This window comes from Paenibacillus sp. CH40 (assembly GCF_024213605.1).
Lineage (GTDB): Bacteria > Bacillota > Bacilli > Paenibacillales > Paenibacillaceae > Paenibacillus > Paenibacillus polymyxa_B.
On sequence record NZ_JANAVQ010000001.1, the window covers coordinates 883114 to 902110 of the forward strand.

Consider the following 18997-nt stretch of genomic DNA (forward strand, 5'->3'; position numbering starts at 1 on the left):
TTTACGATTGTACAAGTCAGGAGAGATACTAATGTCAACAGCCAACCAAGCTACAATTCAGGAAGCAGCAGAATATATCCGTGCCAAAAGCGGAATACGTCCAGAGATTGGTCTTATTCTGGGATCGGGTCTCGGTATTCTGGCCGATTTAATTCAGGATGGAATTAGTATTCCTTATCAGGATATTCCCCATTTTCCTGTATCGACGGTAGAAGGTCATGAGGGAGAATTACTGTTAGGCACGATTGAAGGTCGCGCTGTTGTCATGATGAAAGGGCGCTTCCATATGTATGAGGGCTATGGCCCGCAACTGACGGCTTTCCCAGTTCGGGTGATGAAGCAATTGGGGATTCAAAGTCTGCTGGTGACGAATGCAGCAGGTGGTGTAAATACTTCCTACGAAGCAGGCGATCTGATGGTCATCTCGGATCATCTTAATCTGACAGGACAAAATCCGCTGATCGGACCGAACGATGCCGGTCTGGGCGTTCGTTTTCCAGACATGTCGGAGGCGTACAGCCGCCGCTTGCGTGAAATTGCTAAGCAAACGGCTAACCAACAGGGCTTCAGCCTGCAAGAAGGTGTATATGCTGGATTGCTGGGCCCTAACTATGAAACGCCTGCTGAAATCGTTATGCTGCGTACACTGGGCGCAGATGCGGTGGGTATGTCGACCGTATCTGAGGTTATTGTAGCCCGTCATGCAGGTATTGAGGTACTGGGCTTCTCCTGTATCACGAATATGGCCGCAGGCATTCTGGATCAACCTTTGTCCCATGGTGAAGTGATGGAGACGGCAGAGAAGGTACGTGAGCAATTTTTAAAACTTGTGCTAGCGATTATTCCACAAATGTAGATTGGGGATCATGTTCAACCGAAGCGGTGGACATATATCCCAAGAACCCCGTATCCGAACGCCTTTTGTTGGCGTGGGTACGGGGTTCTTTTTTACATACAGCGGTTGAGCTGAGTATGATCTCCTAATGAAGAGGCTGTGTGCTCAATGCAGTTGAATTCGCTTTTTCTGCTACAGCCAGTTTATGTCGTTCTTGCACCTTGATCACAATAACCATAAAAATAATCCAGTAAATAGATAGCGAGTTCAGGAAACGGCTGTCCGTTATATTGTTCAATACGATAAAAAGGAAAAAAACCGCTGCCGTCAGCCATGTATACATATCTGCTTTACCAATTCTGAATTTAAATAAAGTGGTTATGGCAAGTGTAATGGTTGCCAGTAGTCCTGTAAGGCCCACATCGATCCACAGATCTCGGAAACCGCTATGGCTGCTTGTCAGATCAAATCGAATTCCATTCGCATAGATACTGGGTCGGGCTGCCCAGTAGGAGCCGTAACCATGTCCGAACCAGTAATGGCTCTGAATAGCACCACCAATCCCCTGCCAGATTTCCGTTCTTCCAGTTAAAGTTGTTGTTTTTCCAAATTCCGACGCAATCGCATCTCCATAAGTAAAGATGAATACCAAACCCAAAAGAACGAACAAGCAGGAACAGCTAATGAAGAAACCGCGTAATGCAATGCTTCGGATTCTCTTGAATAGCAATATAAACAATATAAATACGAAGAGCGAAGATGTCAGCACCAAAGAGGTGGTAGATTGGCACTCGATGAGCAATAAGGCATTGAGTAAGATGAAGCCAATATGCAAAACTTTATGTTTACCCCTGAAAAAGTAAATAACATGTGAAACAAAACTTAACAGAGAGAGAGTTCCAAGTGTATTTTTATGACCAGAGATGCCCTTCCATAGCCCAGTATGTTCTACGCCACCATGAATAGCAAAGGAGGGAACGAGCAGAACGGCGAGTAGATTGAGTATGCTCAAAATACTTAACGTAACGACTAAGAGGCGAATGCAGCCTTGTGTTGTATAATGGGTGACCAAATAGAGTCCAAAGGTAGAGAAGGCAAGAAATTTGAGAACCATCAGCAAGGAAGAGGTCTGCTCTTGTTCAGCCCATAAACAGGAGGCAGCGATGTACAGCATGAGTAAAGTCAGCAACGGATTGTCGATTAAGGTTGCGATTAATGACTTGAGTGAAGGTAGTAGCATGGTATAGCTGAACAACAGAATAAGCAGGGAAATCGTGATAACTCTGGGGGACAAACCCTGACAAGCATAAGGAATCGAAAAAGCCAGTAAACCAGCTACGGTAAGTACATGTTTCACGATTTCACCACCTAGATACATTATGTATCTATAATATACAAAACGTATCTTCTTGTACAATAATAATAAAATATTTATTTTCATTTTTCTCAAGCCTAGAGCAAGCCCTATTGTGCATATACTCAGTCCATGCTAAGAAAATGAAGAATTCTTCGGCTTGGTTGAAAAGGAACTTTTTATGTTTTTAAACCTGGGGGTGTTCGGGTGGCGGATCATTTTACAGACCGTTTGAAGTTGAATTTGAGTGGTACAGGCAAAGACTTAACGCCGCAGCAATTAAATGAAAATTTTAAAACCATTGAAAAAGAATTCATTGAACGCAGTGTAAACGTAAGTTGGTTTGGAGCTGCTGGTGATGGTATTCAGGATGACACGGCAGCTTTGCAGGAGTTGATTAATAAGACCCCCGATTATTCCATTCTTCACATCCCCAGTGGACGGTACAAAATAACCTCTACCCTACAGATTCGCAAGCAGGGTGTGCGCATTTTTGGCATTCATAAGGGCAGATACCGACAAGGCAAAGGTGTTACGTCGATTGAATATTATGGTACGGGTCCTTGTTTTCAAATTGGAGATGAAAGTCTACCATCGTTTAGCGGATTTCAAAATGTGCAGTTTCATGACTTATCGATCCGGTACGAGGGGGCTGACAGAGCTACATTAAATAATCCGTTTTCGCAGTCGGTGAAGCGTGGATATTATGGCAAAGGTACTTTAGGTATTCAGGATTGGAAGGGCGGCGGAGTTGCCCTAGATAACGTCCTAATTGAGCATTTTGAAACGGCTTTTTGGGGCTACGAAAGTGATGTGAATTTATTTAAATGCACGGAGATTAATTACAATAAAACAGGGATTCACTTACAGAATAGAAGTTCACAGTTTACTAGCATAGCGCTTTTTACATTGGGGAACGATACGGCATTGGATCTGAACAGCTCCAACGGAGCCAGATTTTTGGCTAGCCAGCACATTAAGGATGGGAGTTCCAATGATATTCCCATTCTAATTAATGATTTTATGAACGCTGAATTTATAGGTTGCTGGTTTGAGGGACTAAGCAGAGAGCATAAGATGACAGTGCCTTCTTTTATTCAAATTGGTGCTACCAAAGAAACGAAAAATGTGGCCTTGCGTGACTCCATTTTAGCGATAGCGGACAAATTCGATGACACCCAATCCGTATGTAACTATTTTGTGGATGTGGTCATTGGCAAAAAAGTTTTGGTGGACGAGGTGGGAGGGTATCCCCGTAATCTAAAGCAGCTTATTTCTTTCTCTGGTAGCTCTTCCACACAGCAGGTGACACTTCGCTCACATTTGGATTTTAGCTATAGCAATAATCGTTATGACGAGAACAATGGGACAGGGCAGGCTTTGCTGCTGGTCGAGAAATACTCGAACAACGGGATTGAACATTTGGACGAAACCTTTGTTAAAGCCTACTTGGGAGCAAGGCAAAATCTTCCTGCAGGTAGCTGGCAGAAGGTAAAGTTCAATCAAATCAACCATGATGAGCTGATTGAATTCGACGCGGCGAATAGCCGATGGCGAGCCAAGCGAGCTGGGAAATACAGAATACAAGTTTACATTTCGACCGATCCTCAAGTGGATGGTAATCGCACACGGCTGGCACTTCACCTGAATGATGAGCAGCTTACCGGGAGCTCCGCCTATGCCTATCTCGATGATAGGGTTATCGGCGGACAGAACTATAGTGCATTGAGTGGAGCAATGGAACTTAGACTGGAAGCGAATTCTTTTATTGATATACGGGTGTTTAGTCAAAATACAATGGATATTTTACCGGGTGGCGGTATCACATATCTCACCGTAAGCCGAATTTAAACCATTATTTCACAGACGATAGATGTTCTGTCGTTTTATATATTGGAAAATGCGCACCATGCTGACTCAGCTTGGTGCTATTTGATGTTTTTGTCCATATGGAATATTTTTCTTTCATTCTGACGACAATGGTTAGCAGCACGCGAATAGGCCGGAGGGTTAAGTAAATGGGCTCCGGTGCTTTACGCCAATATGTTGAGGAGGGAACCGATTGTGAAGAAAAAAGTGGTGGCGTTCATCCTGGCTTGCCTGGTAGCCTTGACTGCCGTCCCTGTCGGCGGTTGGGCCGAAGAAAGCATACCTGAAAGCAAAACCAAAGAGGGATCAGCGGCTGAGCTAGCTCCCCAGGCTCTCTCGGCGATCCTGATGGATGCAGATACGGGCACAGTCATCTATGAAAAAAACAGTCGTGAAAAGCTTCCTCCAGCGAGCATCACCAAGATTATGACGATGTTGCTGACCATGGAGGCCATTCAGGATGGCAAGCTTAAGCTGACCGATAAAGTTCGTGCCAGCGAATATGCATCTTCAATGGGGGGCTCGCAAATTTTCTTGGAGCCGGGAGAAGAAATGACGGTCGATGAGATGCTGAAGGGAATCGCGATGGCTTCCGGCAACGACGCTTCTGTGGCGATGGCTGAGAAAATTGCAGGGTCTGAGCAGGCTTTTGTCGACATGATGAACGCCAAGGTGCAGCAGCTCGGGCTTAAGGATACCCATTTTGCCAATTGCAACGGTTTGCCTGTCGAGAATCACTATTCTTCTGCGCATGATATTGCGGTTATGAGCCGGGAGTTGTTGAAATACCCGCAAATTACGAAATATACGGGAGCCTATCAGGACTATTTGCGCAAATCCTCGGTAAAACCCTTTTGGCTGGTGAATACGAATAAGCTTGTCCGTTTCTATACTGGAGCAGACGGGCTGAAAACAGGCTATACGGGAGAAGCAAAGTTCTGTCTTTCCGCTACTGCGAAGCGTGATGGCTTGCGTGTCGTAGCTGTCGTGCTTGGGGAGCCGAATACGAAGATACGCAACAATGAAGTATCTTCCATGTTCGACTATGCGTTTTCTCAATATACAATGAAATCCATATACAAGCCGGGTGAATTGCTGGGTAGTGTAAAAGTTGAAAAAGGCGTATTGCCAGAGCTGAAAATTCAGGCTGAGCGTTCTTACAGCGTGTTGGTGAAAAAAGGTGGCAACAAACAAACGTTGCGTCATGAATTACAACTGGCCCCAAGCCTCAAAGCTCCTGTCCGGGCTGGTGACCCAATCGGTAAGCTGGTCGTCTATCAGGATGGACAACGTCTTAAGGAGTTTAATATCACTTCGCCTGTGGCTATTGAAAAGGCCGGATGGTGGAAATTGTTTAAACGTACCATGTCGAACCTATTTTCTTTGTAGATTTTACGGGGTTTTCTTCTAGTTTTGTCGGAGGGCAGGAATCGTCTGCGGCTACGTAGAAATCCTTGTCCAAGACCGGGAGGAGAGTGAGTAAGCATGAACCTGCAAATTGAAATGGAGCATCACCGGGGGGTACTGATTGTAAGGCTGTCTGGTGAGCTTGATCACCATACGTCGGACATGGTCCGTATGCAAATGGATGAGGCGATTCAGCGTCGGCAATGCGAGCATATTGTACTCAGCCTGAAAAACCTTCAGTTTATGGATAGCTCCGGCCTTGGCGTTATCTTGGGACGGTACAAACTGATCAAGCAAAAGGGCGGGAAAATGGCAGTCTGTGATGTCAATCCGCCAGTACACCGACTGCTGGATATGTCAGGGCTGTTCAAAATCATGCCCATATATGACAACGAGGGAAATGCGCTCACGGAACTGGAGGTAGTGTCATGAGAGAAGGCACGGGTAACAATTTCATGAGCTTGCAGTTTGCTGCCAAATCGGAGAATGAGGCATTTGCTCGTGTGGCTGTCGCGGCATTTATTTCCAGGCTTGATCCCACAATGGATGAGCTAAGTGATTTGAAAACCGTGGTGTCTGAAGCGGTGACAAACAGCATTATTCACGGTTATGACAGCGACCCGTCAGGTGTCGTAACGATCAAAGTCGGGATTGAAGCGGACGTGATTACGTTGGTTGTTGAGGACGCAGGCCGAGGAATTGAGGATCTGGAACTTGCCAAGCAACCTCTATATACGTCCAAACCTGAATTGGAACGCTCCGGCATGGGCTTTACGATTATGGAAAATTTCATGGATGAGTTTGAAGCAGTCAGTGAGCCGGGCGGAGGCACGTCGGTCCGGATGAAGAAAAGGATTGAATCCAAGAAAGCTTTATATAATTAGGAGTTGATCCTATGGAAGCAGGAGGAAAAAAAACTTCGCACAGCTATTTGGAGGATGCGGAAGTCAAGCGGCTTATTGCACTGAGTCAATCCGGTGATAATGAGGCTCGTGAGACACTGGTCAATAGTAATATCCGGCTCGTCTGGTCTGTCGTGCAGCGCTTTATGAACCGGGGGTATGAACCTGACGATCTTTTTCAAATTGGTTGCATCGGCTTGTTAAAATCGGTGGATAAATTCGATCTCAGCTACGAAGTCAAATTTTCAACATATGCAGTACCGATGATTATCGGTGAGATTCAACGGTTCCTGCGTGATGACGGTACACTCAAAGTTAGCCGTTCCTTGAAGGAAACGGCCAATAAGGTCCGCAAAATGAAAGACGAGCTATCCAAACGGCTCAACCGTCTGCCTACAGTCAAGGAAGTTGCTGATGAGCTGGGAGTGACACCGGAGGATGTTGTTTTTGCGCAGGAGGCCAATAAGCCGCCTACCTCCATTCACGAAACGGTGTTCGAAAATGACGGTGATCCGATTACACTTATGGATCAGATTGCTGACGAATCACAAGAAAGGTGGTTCGACAAGCTGGCACTCAATGAAGCCATTGGCGGACTATCTGAGCGGGAGCGGTTGATTGTGTACCTGCGCTATTACCGGGATCAGACTCAATCAGAGGTTGCAAGTCGGCTTGGTATTTCTCAGGTACAGGTATCACGGCTGGAAAAAAAGATTTTACAACTGATCCGCGATCAGATTGCCCAATAATAACAGTCAGGATCTTAGTGAAATCCTTATGCTTACGTATTTATAAAGGGTATTCCAAAGCCATTTTAATGGCCTGGGGTACTCTTTTTTGCGTGGGATAAAAGACAATACACAGAATAGGTTTCCTCGCTTCGTTCCATACTAATCGATAATTACGAGGATAAGGAGGGGATCGGATGACTCATAGTCCGGCTCCTACAGTAGCTCCTATTGTCTACTTGCGGCTCCGCAGCCGTGTCCGCATGATACAAGGGCAGGATTTACATTTGGGTGATGTAGCCCATCTGCTGACTAATCCTGAATGGGAAAAGGATCTGCTTGAGCTTGTTCTCAAGCGCCCGCAGCACCAGGACGGTAATCTGATACTGATAGACATGCTGCAGATCATAGCAAAAATTAGAGATCATATTCCGGGGGTCGTAGTTGAATCTCTCGGGAAGCCACATGTACTTGTGGAACTCGTGGAGAAACCCCGTAAGCCGTCCAAAATACTGTTTGTTTTGGTATGGGTGCTTCTGTTTTTTGGCTCTGCGCTGACAATTATGAATTTTCATGCCGACGTTAGCATGATGGAGGTACAGGTTCGGATTGTGGAGATGATTACGGGACATAAAGATGAACATCCGTACCTGTTTCAAATTGCTTACTCGATCGGCATCGGCTTTGGCATGATCGTTTTTTTTAATCACTTGTTCAAGAAAAATTGGAACGAGGAGCCGACGCCGCTGGAGGTGGAAATGTATCTGTACCAGGAAAATGTGGATCAGTATGTTGTGGCAGAGGAGTATGAAAAGATGGCCCGTTTGCACACAAAGGATAAGAAACCATGATATTTGTACAGGCTGCACTTCAGATTATTTTAGGTATTGCTGGGGGCCTTGCGGTGGGTAGCGGTGTAATTGCTTTTTTTATTGTGCTGGATATCATGCCGCGATTAGCACAACTCACCCGTACGTATAAAAAATCACGTGCATACGAAAAGGCAATGATTATAGGTTCAGTGCTGGGGACTGTGGTCGATTTTTGGAACATCTGCTTGCCACTACCGGGCATATTTACATGGATACCTGGGTTATTTTGCGGAGTGTTTATTGGTTTGCTCGCCGCGGCTTTAACGGAGGTATTGAATCTCCTGCCTATACTCGCCAAGCGACTCCACATGACCGTGTATATGTTTGGCCTATTAATGGCAATGGTGCTTGGCAAGGTGACGGGTTCCTTATTTGACTGGTTTGTATACAACCGTTAACAACGAAAGCGAGGGGGCAAGAAATATGGATCACAGAGCGGATCAAGAGCAACATCAAGACGGGGGAATCGGAAAGGAATATCATACTGACGGAGAAGAGTTGAGTCCATGGAAGGAAAAGCAGGCGCAGGAATCTGCACGTTTTAAACACAAAAAAGAGAGTGAGCGGTCTGATAACGTAGAGGAGTCCGTTCGCTACTGGCAGGCCGAAGATGATATATCGCCGAGGATGAAGGATAATAAGAATACACTTGAAACAGTATTAGGTTTGGGGGAGACCTTTGATGTTGTATTCAGGGAAATGACACTGGGTGGGCGTCATACCGGATATCTGTTCCTAAATACCTTTGCCAAAGATCAGATCATGCTTGAAGTGCTAAAGCGTCTCACCTATCTGACGCCGGATAATCTCTCTTCGGATGGACTACAAGCGTATTTCGAAAATTTTATTCCACATATTCAGGTGGAGAAGACAGATAAGATGTCTGTCGTCATTAACAAGGTGCTGACAGGGATGAGTGCCTTTTTCATGGAAGGCGAACGTTTTTCCCTTATTCTGGATACTCGTAATTATCCGGTGCGTAGTCCGGAGGAACCTTCTTTGGAGCGGGTTGTGCGCGGTGCCCGCGACGGGTTTACTGAAACAATGCTTACAAATGTAGGTTTGGTGCGCCGACGTTTGCGGGATCCAGGACTTAAATTTGAGGCTATGCAGGTCGGACGTCGAACCCGAACAGACGTATGTTTGGGCTACATTGACGATATTGTGGATAAGGTGATGGTGGATACTGTACGAGACAAAATTAAAAATGTTAATTTGGATGGTATTCCTCTGGCCGATAAGCAATTAGAGGAGACGATTATCAATAAAGGTTGGAATCCATATCCATTAGTACGATATTCGGAGCGACCAGATGTCGTGGCTTCGCATATTATGGAAGGAAGGCTCGTTATTTTCGTCGATACCTCACCCAGCGTGATGATCTTGCCTACCACTTTTTTTGACTTGTGTCAGCATGCAGAAGAGAATCGGCAAACTGCTTTTATGGGAAGTTATTTGCGCTGGGTACGTTTTTTAGGCATATTTGCCTCGATGTTTCTGCTTCCCATGTGGCTGCTAATGGTCATCAATCCCGAATTAAAACCGGCGTTTCTCGATTTTATCGGTCCTCAAAAGGAAGCACATCTTCCGCTGATTGCACAGTTTATCATCGTGGAACTAGGGGTCGATCTTATGCGAATGGCGGCTGTGCATACTCCGACACCACTGGCTTCCGCTATGGGCTTGATCGCAGCCATTCTGGTCGGTGACATAGCGGTTCAGACGGGACTTTTCGTGAATGAGGTCGTGCTGTATATGGCTGTCGCTGCCATAGGAATGTTCGCAACACCGAGCTACGAGCTAGGGCTGGCGAATAGACTGATTCGACTATTCCTGCTGGTTGCTGTTGCAATTTTTCACGTACCGGGCTTTGTCGTGGGTACGACACTGATCATTTTGATGCTGACGCTGCATCGGTCATATAATTCTTCGTATTTGTGGCCGTTCATTCCTTTTAATGCCAAAGCGTTAGCTTCCATCTTGTTCCGCATGCCTGTACTAGATGCACCTAACCGCCCGTCATCTAACAAAACGAGGGACAATACGCGTATGCCCCATACGGATGCCGACACAGATTCGAACTCAGGCAATGGACAGGAGCATTAATATAAATGATCTGCATAAAAATCCATTGTTCTTGATGTTTTTTTTGCTATACTGGTGTAAACATTCGATGGAATATGACTAGCTTGTTCCAGAAAGAGAGGCGCCAGAACATGTATTTGCATGGAAGCAGTAAAATTAACAGCAATGGACATTTGGAAATCGGCGGTTGTGATACAACACTTTTGAAAGAGCGTTTTGGCACACCGCTATATATTGTTGACGAACAGTTAGTCCGCCGGCGCTGCCGGGAGTATATAGAAGCTTTTCGTGAAACCGGATTGAAGTTTCAAGTCGCTTATGCAAGCAAAGCGTTTTGTGTTATGGCGATGTGCGCTTTAGCTGCTGAAGAAGGGATGTCGCTTGACGTAGTTTCCAGTGGAGAATTGTTTACTGCGCTACAAGCAGGGTTCCCGGCAGAGCGAATCCATTTCCACGGCAATAACAAAACACCGGAAGAAATTGAAATGGCGTTAGATGCGCAAATTGGCTGCTTCGTCGTCGATAGCGAAATGGAGTTGCATTTGTTGCAGGCCCTTGCCTCCGAGAAAGAACAGCAGGTGAATATCTTACTGCGGGTTACACCAGGGGTTGAGGCGCATACGCATGAATATATGGCCACAGGTCAAGAAGATTCGAAATTTGGCTTTGACATTGGAAACGGTACAGCACGCCAAGCAGTGGAACAGGCTATCAAGCTAGACCATCTTAACCTGCTGGGGGTACATTCTCATATCGGTTCGCAAATATTCGAAGTGAATGGCTTCCAAATGGCTGCTGAACGGGTTGCAGCTTTTTCCAGAGAAATTAAGGAACAGCTTCAGTTTTCTTTCAAAGTGATTAATCTGGGTGGGGGATTTGGCATACGCTACACAGAAGAGGACACACCACTGAAAGTATCAACCTATGTACAGGCTATCGGCGAAGCGGTGAAAACTTATTTTTCAGGACTTTACGATGAACTTCCAGAAATTTGGATTGAGCCGGGACGCAGTATTGTAGGCGATTCAGGCACGACCTTATATACGGTAGGAAGCATCAAGGATATTCCGCAGGTACGTAAATATGTCTCGGTAGATGGCGGGATGACAGATAATCCACGCCCTGCACTGTATCAGGCCAAGTATGAAGCGATGCTGGCTAACCGAGCGCAGGATACGAACGAAGAGACGGTGTCCATTGCGGGCAAATGCTGTGAAAGCGGCGATATGCTGATTTGGGATGTAGAGCTGCCTCGTATAAATAGCGGCGATTTGCTCGCTGTTGCCTCAACCGGAGCCTACAATTACTCCATGGCGAGTAATTATAACCGAATACGTCGACCAGCAGTTGTATTTGTCAGCAACGGTGAGGCCGAGTTGGTAGTGCGTCGGGAAACCTACGAAGATATCGTACGCAACGATGTTGTGCCACAGCGCTTGATTCGTGATCAAGCTAGTCCAGTGGTTCAGCCCAACGCCAAGATTACCGTTTCGTCCTGATTTTAGAATTGTAAGATCAAGCAGGCCATTGAGTCGGTAATAATACACCGGGGACAATGGCTCTTTTTTTGGACAAGACTTTGCTAAGCGCGGCAATTCATAGTAAACTGGAACTTGATGTTATTTAGTTCTCAAAACAGGTTGAAAAGGAGATACAAACAATGAAAAAAGGTAGAATAGATCTTGAAAACGGCGGTATCGTTGAAATTGACTTTTTCCCAGAAGAAGCTCCAAACACCGTTGCTAACTTTGAAAAGCTGGCAAACAGCGGTTACTACAACGGTTTGAGCTTCCACCGTGTCATTCCGGGCTTTGTTGCTCAAGGTGGTTGTCCAATCGGTAACGGTACAGGCGGTCCTGGTTACACGATTGACTGTGAAACAGCTACGAATACAACAAAGCATGCCAAAGGCGTTCTGTCCATGGCTCATGCAGGTCGCAACACAGGTGGCAGCCAATTTTTTATCTGCTACGCTCCACAACCACATTTAGATGGAGTACATACTGTATTTGGTAAAGTAACCAAAGGTATGGAATTCATTGATGCTGTAAAACAAGGCGACAAAATGAAAGAGGTTAAAGTATTTGACGTGTAATTTTACCGTTAATTACATGATCTTTTTCAAATAGCGTTGCACCTAAGCCGTTCTGTCTTTGGACAGGGCGGCTTTTGTTGTCTTTTGTTTGACGGTTTATTGATTTTCGCAATCACGTAGGCATTACAGTGCGTTAGATCACATTCGAAAAGTAAGTGTTGTGATAGCCTTTCGATAAGAATGCATTTTCCATTTATTTTATATGAGTATTCAAACTCAGTAAGGATTGGAAAAGAAGGGGGCTTATCACATTGTCTATTTTAACGAGCACAAATCGACTCGGATTTTTTGAAATCCGGCTGGAATCCATTGGTGGACTCGGCGCTAATCTGGCTGGCAAAATGTTGGCCGAAACCGGGGTGCTTGGTCTGGGGCTGAATGCTTCAAATTTTTCGTCCTACGGTTCGGAAAAAAAGGGAACTCCGGTTAAAAGCTTCGTCCGCTTCTGTGAGCCGGAGGTCGATATTCGGGATCACAGTCCGATTGAGCAACCGCATGTGGTAGGCATTTTCCATGAAACGTTATACAAAACGGTAAATGTAATCAGCGGACTGCCAGCGGATGGGATTGTAGTGGTTAATTCCACGCGTCCAGCAGAAGAAATACGGGCTGATTTGGGACTGGTATCCGGTACACTAGCGGTGGTGGATGCGATGGGCATCGCACTGGAAGAGCGGACCAAACTAAATACGTCCATGCTCGGTGCCTTGTTCCGTGTCTGTGATTTCCTGGACCCGGAAGCGATGAGATCGGTTATACGCAGTACCTTTGAAAAGAAAAATCCACTGTTAGTGGAACCTAATCTCCGTACGTTTAACCGGGGGTACGAGGAAATGGAACTGCACGTATATCCAGTTACTGATGACGCAGAGGATCGGGTCTTTGAACGTCCGCAGCCACTGCTGGGATACGAAACGCAACTACTGGGGGGCGTTATTGCGACTCAGGGCAACAGCATGACGAGAGATGTTAGTGGTTCACGCCAGGGGTATGTGCCTGAATATGAAGCTGATAAATGTACCCATTGTGCCAAGTGTGATTCGATTTGCCCGGATTACTGTTTTGTATGGGAAGAGCAGGCAGACAAACGCGGAAGAATGACGCCATTTTTGCAAGGGATTGATTACCAGTATTGCAAAGGATGTCTGAAATGTGTAGATATTTGCCCATCGGGGGCATTAAGCTCGCGTCGGGAGCAATGGGGATGGGCGGAACAGAATCGAGTTGCTCACCAATTTCCGGTATATGAAGGAGGGCGTGCGTAATGGCAAAACTGGAGGAAGAACTCAAACAGACAGGCGCCGCGCAAGTGACAACGTTCGAATCCGGTAATGAAATGGCAGCTACGGCGGCTGCGCAGATTAATTATCATATGATGGGATATTTCCCGATTACTCCATCTACTGAGGTAGCGCAGTATTTGGATCAGATGAGAACGAGAGGTCAGCATAATATTAAGCTGGTTGCAGCAGACGGAGAACACGGATCGGCAGGGATTTGTTATGGAGCTGCCGCAGCGGGAGCGAGGGTTGTGAACGCCACTAGTTCGCAAGGTTTCCTGTACATGCTGGAGCAGTTACCTGTTCAGTCAGGTACCCGTTTTCCAATGGTTATGAATCTGGTGACACGAGCTGTCAGTGGTCCCCTGGATATTCGCGGGGATCATTCGGACCTGTACTATGGTTTGAATACAGGCTGGGTCATTTTGACGGCAAGTACACCACAGGCTGTGTATGATATGAACATCATGGCACTAAAAATCGCAGAGCATAGCGATGTTCGGCTACCTGTAATGGTTGCATATGACGGTTTTTATACGTCCCATCAAAAACGTAAAGTGCAATATTTTGCAGATGCTGAGACCGTGCGCGGTTTTGTAGGTCCTAACCCGAACTTAAATTATCCGAATATTACTGATTTTGATCATCCTGTTACCGTAGGCGCGCATATGAACGGTGATGACCTGACGAATAATCATGTTCAGCTGTCCGAAGCACTGAAGCTGTCAGAAGGAGTATATGAGCAGGTAGCAGCAGAATATGCCGCTTTATCCGGTCGGGAATACCCGATTTTAGATCTGTATCAAATGGAGGATGCTGAGGTCGCGGTATTCCTGTTGAATTCGGCGGCTGAATCGGCTAAGGATGTGGCGGATCAACTCCGTGCGCGCGGGATTAAAGCTGGTGTGATACGTCCGAATATCATCCGACCGTTCCCAGCCGCACAACTGCGGGAAGCCTTACGTGATGTCAAGGCGCTGCTGGTAGGTGAACGTGCAGACTCGTATGGGGCAGACGGCGGGAATTTAACGCATGAAATTAAGGCGGCCTTGCAGGAGGACCCACTGAATCGGACACTCGTGTTGAGCCGTATTTTTGGCTTGGGCGGCAAGGATTTTTATGCGGAAGATGCAGAGGCGTTCTTCCAGCTTGCGATTGAGGCGGCAGAGGCTGGACGAGCGGAGAAGCCCTTTGATTATTACGGAATTAATCCGGGTTCACCGGACAAAGTGATGCCGCAAGTTATGCAGCCGCCACGTGGCAATGCATACCGTACGGGCCTCATTCAGGTTACGCCGGACGAGGCGACCGGGAAGCTCAAAGTCAAGGTGCCACCCCTGCGGTCGTTGACAACCAAACCACGCCGTCTTACACCAGGTCACGGGGCTTGCCCAGGATGTGGGGCATTGTCTGCGCTGGAACTGTTTTTCAAAGGTATTGAAGGGGATATTGTCGTGCTGTTCCAGACAGGCTGCGTTTATGTGACGACGACAGGGTATCCCTATACATCACACAAACAACCGATGATCCACAATCTTTTTCAAAACGGGGCCGCTACACTTTCAGGAGCGCTGGAAGCTTATATGGAAATGAAGCGCCGTAATGAAATTGAAATGTCGGACGATCCGACCTTTATCATGATCAGTGGTGACGGTGGGATGGATATAGGTATGGGTTCTGCGATTGGTGCGGCTCTGCGTAATCATAAGCTGATCATGTTGGAATATGATAACGAAGGGTACATGAATACAGGTTCACAGCAATCATACTCCACTCCGGTTGGTCACATGACCAGTACGTCGGGTGTAGGGAAAATGCAAAAAGGAAAGCAAGGACATCACAAGGATACCGTGCAAATCATGGCTGCTTGTAACATTCCGTATGCTTTTACAGCAGCTGAAAGTCATCCGCAGGATATGCTGCGCAAAGCAGCCAAGGCTCAATGGTATGCGAACAACGTGGGTACGGCCTATGGTAAGATCCTGTGCGCCTGCCCGCTGAATTGGAAATCCGAAGATAGACTGGGCACCAGCATTGTGGGCGCTGCAGTCGAGTCTTGTTTCTTTCCTTTGTACGAAATAGAGCAAGGCAGTACGACGATTACGTACAATCCGGAAGACAAGGGAAAACGGATTCCAGCTGCTGAATGGTTGAAATTAATGGGTAAAACGAAGCATCTTCTCAAGGAGGAGGCTACGCTGGCTACCTTTGAGCAGGAGATTGAGCGTCGCTGGACTATCCTGAAAAAGAAACATGAAATTTCAGAGCTATAATTACGTTTTTTGCATAATCATCGATTAACATTGTTAGCCGCTGTTACTGTAGTGGTTCAATCAAGATTCTTTGCGTTTATTGCGCAAAGAATCTTTTTTGTCGTTTATGGGTTGAAGCATAAAAAAACAGGTAATGATTTCCGATATAGGAGTGGAGGCCTATAAGAGGCACGTTAAAAAGTTTTCTTCTGAATTTTAAGATGCAATGAGGTGCAGGTAATGATTAAGCTGAATACAGTTGAAATAATCGAAATTATAAAGAAGCAGATCCCTAAGGTTATGAACATCAAGCCAGTGGAGCTAAAGTTTACGGATGATTTTGGACGGGCATCGTTGGCAGCGACAGAACACAAATTCACGCTGACGAACCAGCATTATTCTGCCAAGGTGATGGATTGCGTGTTAGAAACACAGGTACGCCCCATTTTAATGTGCGAAATTATTTATTTTCTGAAATGCGAGTTTATTGACGGACATGTTGATGTGCGACTGGATTATGAAGCATGTTCTGAGGAAGGACGGGGACCGGTTGCTTCAGCCGTAATTACCTTTGATCATGCAACAGAGTTGGGAGTCGAGGAACTGGCCGATCTGATTGACTTGGCGCTTCATATGAATGATAAAACCTGGTTTGAAGAACTCTCCAGCCAATATGTCAAAACCAAAGCAGGAGCTTCTATTAGATAACTTGCTTTTTTTAGAAGTCGGTGCTAATATACGTAACAAGTTTAATGTTAATTCAATTAAATAAGAGCAAGATCCTTCGGGGCGGGGCGAAATTCCCCACCGGCGGTGATGACATGTTTGTGGACCGTTTTTGTGAGAAACAGCATGACTTAGTCCGTGACCCGGATGCTGAATGATCGGCAGAAGGTGGACCTGGTGCAAATCCGGGACCGACAGTATAGTCTGGATGGGAGAAGGATACGAAGCGCATGTGCATGACGTGACATGTGCCGATTTTTAGCATACCCAATTGTGCGTACAGCTTATTTCGTTGTAGGACAGCATCGGGCGATAGCTTGCTTAAGCTTTCTTTTTGATGGGTGTTCTGAGCGTATTTGGTTGTATCCTCAGTCATGCTTTCTATTGGCAAACCTATGATTTCATGTCGTCTTAAGATGCATATGAACTGCGCTTGTATACTACAAATGTGACTCTCATCACCCCCATGACGGATTGAATCCGAACTGGGGGTTTTTTGCGCTTATAGCTGATGAATTAGGGATAAACTGAATGTAGTGGAAAGGAGTGAAGGCATGTTTACCGGATTGGTCGAGGAAGTGGGTCGCATTCAAACTATTTCCAAAAGCGGTGAAGCGATGGTGCTGGGGATTTCGGGTTCCGTGGTGTTGGGCGATTTGAAAATAGGAGACAGTGTCTCAGTGAATGGCGTTTGCCTGACGGCGATACAGATCGGTACGAAAGACTTTAAGGTTGATGTGATGCCAGAAACCTTTCGCAGCAGTAATCTGAAAGAGTTGAGATCAGGCAGCCGAGTCAACCTGGAGCGAGCGATGGCGGCGAGCGGAAGGTTCGGAGGACATATCGTGCAAGGACATGTGGACGGGACGGGAACGATTCGCGGGGTAACATCAGATCAGAATGCAGTTGTGTTCGAAATTGAGCCTAAAAATCAAACATTATTTAAATATATTCTTCTCAAAGGGTCAATCACAATTGATGGTATCAGCCTCACAGTCGCACAGCGTACGAGAGATACCTTTGCCGTATCCATTATTCCCCACACCTTATCCGAAACGGCCTTACAAGCCAAACGTGAGGGAGATACCGTCAATATCGAATGCGATATTTTGGGCAAATATGTAGAACAGCTTTTAAATTACAGAGGTGCAGCGGAGGCGGAGAGAGTAGAAGAAGCTCCTCTCAGTTTGGACTATTTGGCGAAACACGGCTTTGCCTGATATTGAAGGGTAAACCTGTTTAGGAGCATTCGTGGCACAAGACATAAGGAGGAAAGTGTTATGGATAGAGGTAGCCAAACAAGTGCAATGGCAAACGTCATAGAGCATGGCGAGTTGGAACATGACGAAGAGATTCGTTTGGATTCCATCGAAGAAGCGTTGGAGGACTTAAAAAACGGTAAAGTCGTTATTGTAGTGGATGATGAACAGCGCGAAAATGAAGGCGATTTTATCGCTTTGGCTGAAAAAGCGTCGCCTGAGGTCATTAATTTCATGATTACAGAAGGTCGTGGGTTGGTCTGTGTACCAATCACACGACAAAGAGCCGAGGCCTTGGAATTGCATCCTATGGTAGAGCAAAATACAGATTTCCACGGTACTGCCTTTACGGTATCGGTAGATCATATGGAGACAACAACGGGTATTTCAGCGGCCGAGCGCTCCTTGACTGTACGCGCCTTGGCAGACGAAGCAGTCACAGGCAGTGATTTCCGCAAGCCTGGTCACATGTTCCCGCTGATTGCTCGCGATGGTGGTGTATTGCAGCGTGCTGGTCACACTGAAGCGGCTGTTGATCTGGCCCGACTCAGTGGCTTCAAGCCTGCTGGGGTCATTTGCGAAATTATAAAGGAAGATGGCTCAATGGCCCGCTTGCCTGATCTGGCAGTGGTCGCCAAGCGACATCAATTGAAGCTGATCAGTATTCAGCATTTGGTGGACTACCGTCGTCGTTTGTCATTGTAAAAATACATCTCGGTTCCAAGTAAATCTGAAGTATTGTCCGAAGTCCCTAAATAATTAAACTAAGAGAGGTTGATTAAACATGGCACGTTTTCTAGAAGGTAATCTCGTATCGAACGGTTTAAAATATGGTATTGTGGTAGGTAGATTTAATGAGTTTATTACGAGCAAGCTGTTAAGCGGCGCAATTGACGCACTTCAACGACATGGTGCACAGGAAGATGAAATTGATGTAGCTTGGGTTCCGGGTGCATTTGAAATTTCACTGATTGCACAAAAAATGGCTGCAAGCGGTAAATATGATGCCGTAATTACGCTGGGTACGGTCATCCGTGGTTCTACTTCACATTATGATATCGTCTGCAATGAAGTGGCCAAGGGTGTGGCAGCGAGCAGCCTGAAAACGGGAGTGCCCGTTATTTTTGGTGTAGTGACTACAGAAAACATTGAACAGGCTATTGAACGAGCAGGTACGAAGGCTGGTAATAAAGGTTGGGATTCTGCATTGGCTGCGATTGAAATGGCCAATCTCGGCAAGCAATTTTAATTATAGGTATAGCTGAATAGAACGCTATAAACTGCAAGGTGAAAAAGGGATTGGATTGTTAAGCAAGGCGATGACGTATATACT

18 protein-coding genes and 1 riboswitch are annotated in these 18997 nt (G+C 46.1%); of the genes, 17 read left to right on the forward strand and 1 reads right to left on the reverse strand.

The features are described 5' to 3' along the window. Positions 1 to 31 precede the first annotated feature (31 nt). A complete protein-coding gene (locus NLX73_RS03750; RefSeq protein WP_209947348.1) occupies positions 32 to 856 on the forward strand; it encodes a purine-nucleoside phosphorylase in 825 nt (274 codons plus the stop codon). Positions 857 to 980: 124 nt separating this feature from the next. Here NLX73_RS03750 and NLX73_RS03755 read toward each other — a convergent pair whose 3' ends face one another. Then, positions 981 to 2192 (reverse strand): O-antigen ligase family protein, encoded by a 1212-nt coding sequence (locus NLX73_RS03755; protein ID WP_254325388.1) that lies wholly within the window; start codon positions 2190 to 2192, stop codon positions 981 to 983. Positions 2193 to 2396: 204 nt separating this feature from the next. On the opposite strand from NLX73_RS03755, the gene NLX73_RS03760 reads away from it, so the two are divergent. The 16 genes from NLX73_RS03760 to ribH all read left to right on the forward strand — a co-directional run bounded on the left by NLX73_RS03760 (position 2397) and on the right by ribH (position 18913). After that, positions 2397 to 4040 (forward strand): glycoside hydrolase family 55 protein, encoded by a 1644-nt coding sequence (locus tag NLX73_RS03760; protein ID WP_254325389.1) that lies wholly within the window; start codon positions 2397 to 2399, stop codon positions 4038 to 4040. Positions 4041 to 4253: 213 nt separating this feature from the next. Next, complete coding sequence (locus tag NLX73_RS03765) at positions 4254 to 5447, forward strand: D-alanyl-D-alanine carboxypeptidase family protein (protein WP_061829243.1); 1194 nt, start codon at positions 4254 to 4256, stop codon at positions 5445 to 5447. Between the two features lie 96 nt (positions 5448 to 5543). Continuing rightward, on the forward strand, positions 5544 to 5897 hold the full coding sequence (gene spoIIAA, locus NLX73_RS03770) for an anti-sigma F factor antagonist (RefSeq protein WP_013310782.1): 354 nt from the start codon (positions 5544 to 5546) through the stop codon (positions 5895 to 5897). After that, on the forward strand, positions 5894 to 6349 hold the full coding sequence (gene spoIIAB / locus NLX73_RS03775) for an anti-sigma F factor (protein ID WP_013310781.1): 456 nt from the start codon (positions 5894 to 5896) through the stop codon (positions 6347 to 6349). The genes spoIIAA and spoIIAB overlap by 4 nt, the downstream gene beginning before the upstream one ends. Positions 6350 to 6360: 11 nt before the next feature. Next, positions 6361 to 7116 (forward strand): RNA polymerase sporulation sigma factor SigF, encoded by a 756-nt coding sequence (gene sigF / locus NLX73_RS03780; protein WP_023989213.1) that lies wholly within the window; start codon positions 6361 to 6363, stop codon positions 7114 to 7116. 176 nt (positions 7117 to 7292) lie between these two features. Next, a complete protein-coding gene (locus NLX73_RS03785) occupies positions 7293 to 7946 on the forward strand; it encodes a stage V sporulation protein AA (protein ID WP_039270998.1) in 654 nt (217 codons plus the stop codon). Beyond that, positions 7943 to 8365, forward strand: a complete 423-nt coding sequence (locus NLX73_RS03790) for a stage V sporulation protein AB (protein ID WP_039271000.1) — start codon at positions 7943 to 7945, stop codon at positions 8363 to 8365. Before NLX73_RS03785 ends, NLX73_RS03790 begins: the two co-directional genes overlap by 4 nt. Before the next feature lie 25 nt (positions 8366 to 8390). Continuing rightward, complete coding sequence (locus tag NLX73_RS03795; RefSeq protein WP_254325390.1) at positions 8391 to 10073, forward strand: spore germination protein; 1683 nt, start codon at positions 8391 to 8393, stop codon at positions 10071 to 10073. A gap of 110 nt (positions 10074 to 10183) precedes the next feature. After that, a complete protein-coding gene (gene lysA, locus NLX73_RS03800; protein ID WP_254325391.1) occupies positions 10184 to 11551 on the forward strand; it encodes a diaminopimelate decarboxylase in 1368 nt (455 codons plus the stop codon). Between the two features lie 161 nt (positions 11552 to 11712). Then, entirely contained in the window at positions 11713 to 12147 is a 435-nt protein-coding gene (locus NLX73_RS03805; protein ID WP_013310775.1) for a peptidylprolyl isomerase, read from the forward strand. 251 nt (positions 12148 to 12398) lie between these two features. Further along, the gene (locus tag NLX73_RS03810; RefSeq protein WP_254325392.1) at positions 12399 to 13412 is read left to right on the forward strand and encodes a 2-oxoacid:acceptor oxidoreductase family protein; all 1014 of its coding nucleotides are present in this window, start codon (positions 12399 to 12401) and stop codon (positions 13410 to 13412) included. Continuing rightward, positions 13412 to 15700 carry a thiamine pyrophosphate-dependent enzyme gene (locus NLX73_RS03815; RefSeq protein WP_103048709.1) on the forward strand — a complete coding sequence of 763 codons (2289 nt, stop codon included), beginning with the start codon at positions 13412 to 13414 and terminating at the stop codon, positions 15698 to 15700. Before NLX73_RS03810 ends, NLX73_RS03815 begins: the two co-directional genes overlap by 1 nt. Before the next feature lie 219 nt (positions 15701 to 15919). Continuing rightward, the gene (locus tag NLX73_RS03820; RefSeq protein ID WP_013310772.1) at positions 15920 to 16387 is read left to right on the forward strand and encodes an IDEAL domain-containing protein; all 468 of its coding nucleotides are present in this window, start codon (positions 15920 to 15922) and stop codon (positions 16385 to 16387) included. A gap of 68 nt (positions 16388 to 16455) precedes the next feature. After that, positions 16456 to 16629: riboswitch (FMN riboswitch) on the forward strand. A gap of 330 nt (positions 16630 to 16959) precedes the next feature. Further along, complete coding sequence (ribE, locus tag NLX73_RS03825; RefSeq protein WP_165177259.1) at positions 16960 to 17625, forward strand: riboflavin synthase; 666 nt, start codon at positions 16960 to 16962, stop codon at positions 17623 to 17625. Between the two features lie 60 nt (positions 17626 to 17685). Continuing rightward, on the forward strand, positions 17686 to 18369 hold the full coding sequence (gene ribB, locus NLX73_RS03830; RefSeq protein WP_029517303.1) for a 3,4-dihydroxy-2-butanone-4-phosphate synthase: 684 nt from the start codon (positions 17686 to 17688) through the stop codon (positions 18367 to 18369). A gap of 79 nt (positions 18370 to 18448) precedes the next feature. Beyond that, on the forward strand, positions 18449 to 18913 hold the full coding sequence (gene ribH / locus NLX73_RS03835; protein ID WP_023989205.1) for a 6,7-dimethyl-8-ribityllumazine synthase: 465 nt from the start codon (positions 18449 to 18451) through the stop codon (positions 18911 to 18913). Positions 18914 to 18997: the final 84 nt, after the last annotated feature.